The sequence below is a fragment of the uncultured Tessaracoccus sp. genome, from assembly GCF_947255005.1.
In the GTDB taxonomy this organism is placed as follows: domain Bacteria; phylum Actinomycetota; class Actinomycetes; order Propionibacteriales; family Propionibacteriaceae; genus Arachnia.
In genome coordinates this window covers 1-5,799 of sequence record NZ_CAMYFI010000093.1, presented here as the reverse complement: position 1 = coordinate 5,799, position 5,799 = coordinate 1, and the positions used below count along the sequence as shown (strand labels likewise).

The window sequence follows — 5,799 nt, the reverse complement described above, 5'->3', positions numbered from 1 at the left end:
AAACGGCCAAAATTGGCATCTAGAGTGCGCTCAGTCGCGCAAGTCGTTAATGCCCGGGGGTGACCAGCCCGGTTTCGTACGCCACGACGACGGCCTGCACGCGGTCGCGGGCATCGAGTTTCATCAGGATTCGCCCGACGTGTGTCTTCACCGTGGCCTCCGCGACATACAACTCGGCGGCGATTTCTTGGTTGCTGAGCCCTCGGGCCATCAGTACGAGCACCTCGCGCTCGCGGTCGGTGAGCACGTCGAGGGCAGCGGGGGCGGTGCGTTCCTCGTCGGGGAGCGTGCCGACGAGGTGGTCGAGGAGGCGTTTCGTTGACGACGGCGCCATCACCGCGTCGCCCGCATGGACGGTGCGGATGGCGCCCAGCATGACCTCGGGCGGGGTGTCTTTCAGCAGGAATCCCGACGCGCCCGCCTTGATCGCGCGCAGTACGTACTCGTCGAGGTCGAACGTGGTGAGGATGATGATTTTCGGTGTCGCGTCGCCTTCGGGGCGGGTAGCGAGCTGTTCGGTGGCGGTGATGCCGTCGACCCCAGGCATGCGCACATCCATGAGCACGACGTCGACGTTCTCCGTCGGGATCTGCGCGACGGCCTCGGCGCCGTCGCTGCATTGCAGCACCACCTCGAGGTCGGGTTGGGAGTCGATCACCATGGCGAACCCGGCTCGGACGAGCTGTTGGTCATCGACGAGTGCGACGCGGATCATGTGGACTCCTGAGCGTGGTCGGGGGAGAGAGGAAGGGTGAGTTTGACGCGGAACCCCCCGGTGGCCTTGGGGCCGGCGTGCAGGGTGCCGCCGAACAGGGCAGCGCGCTCGCGCATTCCGACGATCCCACTGCCGGCACCGTCGGAGAGCGCCGCCGCGCCGCGACCGTCGTCATCCACCTGCAAAGTGACGTCGGCGTCGGTGTAGCAAAGCATGACAGACATCTTTGCGCCCGGCCCGGCGTGTTTGAGCGCGTTGGTGAGGGCTTCTTGGCACACGCGCTGCAGGGTGACGTTCATTCCCGGCATCATGGGCCGGGGAGTGCCCATCGTGGTGTACGCCACGTCGATGCCGGTCGCCTTGACGCGAGCGATCACGTCGGCGAGGTCGTCGCTGGTGGGTTGGGGTGTGACGATGGCGACGTCGGCGTCGGCGGTGCGAAGCACGCCGAGGATGCGACGGATGTCGGCGAGCGCGTCCCGCCCGATCTCGGCTATCGTCTCCAACGACTTCGTGGCCTGTTCCGGGTTGGTCGCTGCCGCGTATCGGCCGCCGTCGGCCTGGGCGATGATGACGGCCAACGAATGAGCGACGACGTCGTGCATCTCACGAGCGATCCGTGAGCGTTCCGCGGCGACTGCGAGTTCGGCGTCAGTGCTTTTGGCGGATTCCAAGGCGGCGATCCGTGCCTCGTCGGTGCGCTGCTGCGTGATTCCGCCGCGGCGCGCGAGCCCGAGAGCCCATGCCACACCGACGGCGAAGAGCGTGGGTAGGAAATAGACGATCACGCCGCTGGGGTTCCGTCCGGCGACGAGTACAGCGAATATGAAGGCGCCGATTCCGCCACCGGCGAGCCCTAGTCGGTTGGCCCAGGTGGGGCCGTGGGCAGTAACGGAGTACACGGAAAGCAGCACGACGAGGTTCATCGGGCCGGGCTCGATGCCCAGCAACGCCTGGGCGAGCGAGAGCGTATAGATTGCGGCAGCCGACGGTGCAGGTGCGGCGCGACGGAGGATGATGAGGCCTGCGTAGAGCAAGATGAACAATGGCAGCCACAAGGTGTGGGAATGCGACGGCGCCCATCCCCAGGTGATCATCCCCAGTGCGAATTGGCAGAGCGCGAGTACCACGTCGACGGTACGGACACGACTCAGCATGGTGTCAGCCTACGAGGCGAGCCGCGACGCCGCATCAGACCCCGGTTGGATCTGGGCGACGGTGGTTGAGTAGCCACGAAGTGGCGTATCGAAACCGGCTCCGACTCCGGTGGTGAGTGGCCCGTGGAGCGGGCGTATCGAAACCCGGGCCGGTCAGGTGGTTGAGTAGCGCCGTAGGCGCGTACCGAAACCCGGTCGGTGCGCCTCGATGCGGCCCTTCGGGCCTACTCGACGGTCGGGTAAGCGGAGCTCGCGGATCGAAACCACTCCGTGACGAGTCTCGGGGCCTTCCCTCGCTCCCAACGCCATCCGCCTCGTCCCTGCTGCAACCCAATGTTGTACTTTCTTAGAATTGACACGACGCTCGCCTTCACTGGTTTGAAAGCCCCCGACCAGACCCAGGACGATTCAAGATGTCAATTTTCAGAACGTGTAGATGTGTGAAGCCGATGCGGCTGGTTGGCATGACCTGTGCTTCTCTAGGTTGACTCCTGCGGGCGGGGGGGTACTTTTTGCTTATGAAAATTAGAAGGTTTATACAAGCGGTAGCAGGGGGATGTGCGATGGCGCTCATACCGATGGCTGCTTTTGCCGCCGTTTCCTACGGAAACTCTGATGGAACCGCCCGCATGTCTGTAACGAAATGGGGAAACAACTACGCTTTGGTGAAAGGCACCCAGCGTGCTTACGGTATGAGGAAGGTGTACACGCAGGGTCAAGCACGTAACGTAATGGGTTCTGAGAGTTGGAAGCGGGTCTCGCCAAACACTGTTAGTTTGAGGAACCAGAGCAGGTCATTTACCGTTATCAACACCAACTACACCTTCACAAAGATTCGCGGTGTATCCCTCCGACTGTGTACCGACGTGCCCTTTTGGTTCGATCCGTGCGGAAAACCTGTGACCATCAACCGATGATAGCCTTCCTCTATGACTCTGCACGTTGAAGTGCCGACGTTCTCCTACTCGCGGTGGGCAACGTCGAACAGCCAATGGCGCCTGGAGGGATGTGAGTTCTCCCTGCCCCGTGGCAACCACGCTGTCGTTGGCGTGAACGGATCGGGAAAATCAACGCTGCTCGCGCTGATGGCGGGCGTGTTACGGGATGGGTCCACTGCGATTGCCATAGACGGCGCGGCTGTCGGAGCGGGCAACCAGCGTGAACGTCAGCGCCACATCGGATATCTGCCGCAGAAGGACGGTCTGCCCGGTCGCATGACCGTGCAAGACGCGGTTTCGTACGCAGCCTGGCTCAAAGGCCTGTCCGGTGCTTCCGGGGTGGGGGCCGTTCAGGAGGCTCTCGCGGCCACTGATCTTGCACAGTGGAAGAATGAGCGCTGTGCTCGGCTGTCGGGTGGTACCGCACGGCGAGCTGGTTTAGCCTGTGCCATCGTGCATAAGCCGCAACTGTTGCTCCTCGATGAGCCCACTGCCGGGCTGGACCCACTCCAGCGTGATGCATTCAATGGGCTGTTAGCTCAATCTGGTTTCGCTCCGTACGTGCTCTTGGCAACGCATCTCACCGAGGACGTCACAACGGTAGCCGATGAAGTGTTGGTGCTCGCGCACGGATCGCTACGCACGCAGACCACGGTCACTAACGCGGCAGGCGAGGAGCGCTCGTCCAGTGCCTTCGCTGATTTTCTTCGTCGGGAGTTAGCGACGTGAGACGTTCCTACCGTTCGGCGTCGACTGTAGCCCTGCTCGCGATGCTGCTAGTGACGATGCAGGCGGTGCAGCTAGCCGTATTGCGGGCATGGTGGTGGGGTTGGGAGGAAATCGCGTCGGGTGTGCTGCTGCATACGCATCTCTGGGCAACGGTTGCCGCTAGTCTGGCGGGCACCTGGCTTGTGCGCTCGTCGGTGGTTGAGGGCGCATCTCTTCGTCTGCGTACCGCAGTTAGATCACAGCTTGTCGTCCTCGCGGCGGCGCTCTGGCCAGCGGTGATCATTGCGTTCGCAGGTGATCTGATGCTCGCTGCTGGGGTGAAGATCATCAGTACCGGGTGGTTTGGGGAGGTGAGTTGGCTCTTGACCTTGGCTGGTCCGTGCTGGACTGTCGCCGGTTGGCTCTGGGGTTGGTGGATAGGGCTTCACGCTCCTTGGAAGAGCGCCTGGCTACTTGCTCCAGGAGTTCCGATCGCGGTGTTTCATCTGGGGACGGTGGAAGCATCATTGGGTAGGGCCCTGCCGTTTTTGCCCATCGCGGACCCGTTCGGCACCCTGCCGCTCGTTACTCGAGTGCACATCGTGCTCGCGGCCGTTTCGGTACTGCTCTTCATGGTCACGCTCGTTACAGCCAGACGACATAGTATGCTGGCGACGGGGATCCTCGCGGGCATCATCGCCGTGCCGTGGGTGACTAGCTTACCTACTGTCGCGCTCAATCCCGCCGCAGCGGTCTCGAACTGTAGCGAACACCAAGGGTTCACCATCTGCCATCCTGCCGCGTTCGCAACCCTTGTCCCTACCATGAACCGAGTCGCGCTCGAGGTGCGTCGTGCACATCCCGATCTCTTGCAAGGAGTGGAGGGAATCACCACAGTTCCTCATGATGAGAAAACCGGACTGCTCGTTGTATCCCCCGAGTCTGGATGGACAGGGCCATCGATGATGGCGAGCGATGCGGATTTGCGGTTCGACATTGCGTCGGCACTACTGACATCGAAGACGTGCGTTGGTGGTGAACTGCAGCCCGCGCTCCTGTCACGAACTGCGTCGCTGTTGCAAGCCCAGGGCGCCGAGATGTTTGTCCACAATGAACGTGACAACCAGCTCATCAGTGAGGATGATGACGACTATCGGGCGGCAACCGCCAAGATAGAGGGGTGGAGTGAGCAGAAGCTAGGCACTTTTCTGGCGCAACGCAGGAAGGATCCGAATGTCTGTGACATGAGTGCGCAAGAGCTGTTGGACCAACCATGAATGGGATGCGACTTTTTCTAGCTGGACGAGGGTTGCATGCTTGGTGGTTGGTGGCACAACTTGGCATTGTTGTGATCGCGTTGTGTGCGACCGGGCTAGCAGCAGCGCCGCGACTCAATCCAGATATGTTGCACGGCGATGAATCCCAACTCGTCACGAGCTTGGGAATGATTGCTTCTAGCGCGTTGTGCTCTTGGCTGCTTGTGCCTGAGCATGCCTGGCGAGAGCGAACTGCCTCGATTTCGTTGACGCCCGCCAAAGGTCTGCTTATTGCGATCTGCGGACTCGTGCTCAGCTGGCCGTGGCTTATCCCTGGTGTGAGCGCACCGCAGCACGTCGCCGCAGGTGGTTTGCTGTTCGGAACCAGCGGGCTGATCGCCGCACGATGGCCTTCAGCGGTTTCGGTCCCGCACGCGGCTGCATTGCTTCTTGCGATGGTGCCCAAGCTGGTTTCGCCAGCCTGGAACCCGTTCACGCCCACCCAGCGCAGCCTGGAATTCATCGGCGTCTCCGTGGTGGTGGCTCTAGCTGGCGCCTGCGTAACAGTCTGGAGTCAACACAAACCGGCGCACTCGCGCGCAGGATGATCGCTGCGTCTCGATACGGCGGCTGTGCCGCCTACTCGACGGTCGGGTCAGGCGGGCACTCGGCGGTCGGGCGGGAGCGCCCGGTGGTCAAGTGGGGCCTCTCCGGTGGTTGAGTAGCGCCGTAGGCGCGTATCGAAACCCCGCCGCATGCGTATCGAAACCCAGCACGAAACTTCAAAATCCGTACGCAGATTGACCAAACCCTCCGATTTTGAGGGGTTAAGCGAAGCTGCGTACGGATTATGAAGTTTTTCACTCGGCGCATCTCGATACGTCGGCTGCGCCGCCTACTCGATGGTCAGGTAGCGCTGTCTCCGGTGCTTGAGTAGCCCGCGGAGCGAGTGTATCGAAACCCCGGAGAGCGTCAGGCGAGGTTGACGTGGTGGTGCTCGAAGGGTGTGCCCTTGGCGCGCTCGG

Annotated in this window: 5 protein-coding genes; 3 read left to right on the top strand and 2 right to left on the bottom strand. The window is 62.0% G+C overall.

What is annotated here, in order from left to right:
* Window positions 1-46: 46 nt before the first annotated feature.
* Complete coding sequence (locus Q0X61_RS12350; RefSeq protein ID WP_297743076.1) at window positions 47-715, bottom strand: response regulator transcription factor; 669 nt, start codon at window positions 713-715, stop codon at window positions 47-49.
* Window positions 712-1,872: a sensor histidine kinase gene (locus Q0X61_RS12345; RefSeq protein WP_297743075.1), complete on the bottom strand. Its 1,161-nt coding sequence runs from the start codon at window positions 1,870-1,872 to the stop codon at window positions 712-714. Before Q0X61_RS12345 ends, Q0X61_RS12350 begins: the two co-directional genes overlap by 4 nt.
* Before the next feature lie 929 nt (window positions 1,873-2,801).
* On the opposite strand from Q0X61_RS12345, the gene Q0X61_RS12340 reads away from it, so the two are divergent.
* The 3 genes from Q0X61_RS12340 to Q0X61_RS12330 are packed head-to-tail and all read left to right on the top strand — an operon-like array spanning window position 2,802 to window position 5,382.
* A complete protein-coding gene (locus Q0X61_RS12340; RefSeq protein WP_297743074.1) occupies window positions 2,802-3,539 on the top strand; it encodes an ATP-binding cassette domain-containing protein in 738 nt (245 codons plus the stop codon).
* Complete coding sequence (locus Q0X61_RS12335) at window positions 3,536-4,795, top strand: hypothetical protein (protein WP_297743072.1); 1,260 nt, start codon at window positions 3,536-3,538, stop codon at window positions 4,793-4,795. The genes Q0X61_RS12340 and Q0X61_RS12335 overlap by 4 nt, the downstream gene beginning before the upstream one ends.
* A gap of 5 nt (window positions 4,796-4,800) precedes the next feature.
* Entirely contained in the window at window positions 4,801-5,382 is a 582-nt protein-coding gene (locus Q0X61_RS12330) for a hypothetical protein (protein WP_297743070.1), read from the top strand.
* The last annotated feature ends 417 nt before the right edge of the window (window positions 5,383-5,799 follow it).